Origin of the sequence: Mesorhizobium sp. M7A.F.Ca.ET.027.02.1.1, assembly GCF_004022985.1 — a bacterium.
Classification (GTDB): Bacteria; Pseudomonadota; Alphaproteobacteria; order Rhizobiales; family Rhizobiaceae; genus Mesorhizobium.
The window spans coordinates 1-2,654 of record NZ_RZOL01000594.1; the positions used below are offsets into that span (position 1 = coordinate 1).

Genomic DNA, 2,654 nt, shown 5'->3' on the forward strand with positions numbered 1-2,654 from the left:
CCTTGAAGTGCTCGACGAGCGCGGCGCGCGTGTCCTTTACGCGGGCGCGCGGCAGTACCGGCGTATCAGCGCACGAGCCTTCGACCGCCGGACGCGACAGGCAGGAGAGGAAGTCCTCCGTGCCCATGTTGGTGAGGAACCCGTCCGCGCCGATCGCACCGCCGGCGACGAGCGCCACGACGCCCGACTTGCTCATGCCTTCACGGCAAGACAGAGCGTCGATCAGGACGCCGCGCGCCGCGATGCGCAGCGTGTCGGTGTCGAAGGCGAACTTGCCCTCGGCATCGAACAGCGCGGCCGCATGCCGGCCGAAACGACCTCCGAAGCGGAAGTCGCCACCGGCGCCGGAGTCGACGCGGACGTTCTGGCCGGCGAAGGCGAGAACGAGCAGCGCGAGCAGCGTGTCGTCCTCGATCGGTGCCCGTGACAGCGCCTCGTGCAACGCATCGGTGCGCAGGTCACCAATCATCTCGATACCCTTGCGGGTAACGTCGGGGCGCGGCTTGGAGACGACGATCGTCTCGTCGGCAGCATCGCCCGCTTCCGAACCCTTGGCCTTCTTCTTGGCCTCGGGCATGCGGAAGTGGACCGTCTTCACCTTGCCCTCGCGGTCAAGGTACATCGCAGTGTGGTCCGACTTCTTGGGCGGGCCATAGACGCGCTCGGCCTTGGGCGGCAGCTTGACCTCGCCGTAGTTACTGACCTCGCCGATGACGCCCTTTTTCGGAAGGTTCTGCGTCATCCACTCCTGTTGTGCGCCGAGGAAGGCCTCGACGTCAGTGGTATAGCGGCTGTCCTGATCGGCCGGGGCGAACAGATCCTCGACCCAGGCGATGCCGTAGGCCTGGGCGAGGTCGTCACCGAAGCTGGCGTCGCGCGCATACATGCGGGTCTTGGCGAGAGCGTTGGCGACACTCCACCACGAGACCTGCGGGTCGCCTTTGGACGGCTTGTTGGCCTTCCAGACCTCCTTCTGATCCTCGAGCGAGGCGGCCGCGATCGTGCGAAGCTGCCGCTCGTCGGGCATGTCGCCCTTGGCCATGTGATCCAGCATCGCCGGCAGAACGTTGGCGAGCAGGCGCAGCTTCCTGATCTGGCGGACGGGAAGCGCCAAAGCGACGGCGATGGCTTCCTCAGTCCAGCCGAGCGCGACCAGTCGCTCGATCGCGCGCCATTGGTCGACAGGACTGAGCTGCTCATGAGCGAGCGTGTCGGCCAGCGACCGCATTGCGCCACCATCCTCGGCCCTCTCGATGACCACGACGGCGATCTCTTCCAGACCGGCCGCGATCGCCTGCTTCACCCGGCGATGGCCGGCATCGATGACGTAGCCATTGCCGCCTTCCGTCTCCAGCGCGACGACAGGCGGCTGCACGATGCCGACGGCGCGGATGGTAGCCAGCAGCAGCGCGTCGGCCTGCGGACTGGACTTCGAGCGTCGCGCCTTGTCGGGGTTATCCTTCAGCGCACGCGGATCGACAAACTTCAGTTCCATGGAGATGCTCCTTCAAGGGGTTTGGGGACACCGCTGATCGATGTGTCCTTCCTCGTCTTCTTCCCGAAGACATCCCCCGGCCCGCGGAGCGGGCGGGCCGGTGCAACCACGGCCGAGCATCCCTGCCCGGCTGGCCGAGCGGGGCTAACAGCCCTGCGCAGGACGACGCGGCCGGGATCGCGAGCGGCGCGGTTGAGCGCCAGCGTCAGCGGCCTGCCCGATCTGCGAGCGGGTTTTTTTCATCCTCCGTTTTCCTTTCCTCATCCCTTCGACGTGGACCGGGGTATGGAGATAAGCGGAAAATTTAGCACGGCAAACTGGAGGTTAAGGTCTTTGAACCTACGGACGCCGCAAGGAGCCCTCCAGCGGCTCGAAGCTGTCGCGCTGTGATCATGAGGTCACCCATTCATGGTCAGAAGGTCAGCCACGAACTCGTGCAGGACAAACGTTCCGGAAAGACGTCGACCGGCGAACTCCGAACCATCTGATGGAGGCTACCAGGCAGTCTATCTCAACCCTTCCACATCTTTGAGCGAAGCCGCGCGCCTCGAACTCTAAAAGATATCGGGCCTTATCCAAGCATTGCCTTCCCTGATCGCAGGATAGGCGCAGATGGCCAGCAGCGCCATTTCCTCAACTCGGCTCGCTCTATCATGGTCACGGCTGTTTTCGCCCACTCGTAGAGGGCCTTGCCGAACACCGCGTTGCTGTCTTGTGGACATCAATCAGCGCTCGCAGGCCGTTGGACGATTCTCCGTCTCGGCGCGGCGGCTCCGTGGCGAGAGCCCACAAGGTTTTTGTTCTTTGTTTGTTGTTTCTGAAGAGAAATCCGGCTGCTAGCGGGGGACCAGTATTGTTCCATTTCGGGACCAAAGTGCTGGCATTGCTCTTGCTTCGGACGTGGTGCCGGTTGATCCCGGTCCTGATCACGTACTTTGATCAGGTGTAGGCTCGCCGGGCTTGAGGTGGTTGGGGTTTCTTCGCCCGGCGAGTTCCGCCACGCCAAGAACAAAGGCCGGCGCCCTCGCTGAAGCTAATCCGAATGGCGCCGGCCACGGGCGGGATTGGGATCCGCCGCGCCTTGGCATAGCTGAGTCGTTACGCAGCGTCAGGTGGTGGCGGACACTTTGGCTTTCCGCTTCGCAGCAGCCTTCTTGGC

1 protein-coding gene is annotated in these 2,654 nt (G+C 63.9%); it reads right to left on the reverse strand.

Annotated elements, in window-relative coordinates:
• Positions 1-1,495, reverse strand: a 1,495-nt coding sequence (locus EN749_RS33875; RefSeq protein ID WP_128364810.1) for a ParB N-terminal domain-containing protein, incomplete at its 3' end; no start/stop codon positions are given.
• Positions 1,496-2,654: the final 1,159 nt, after the last annotated feature.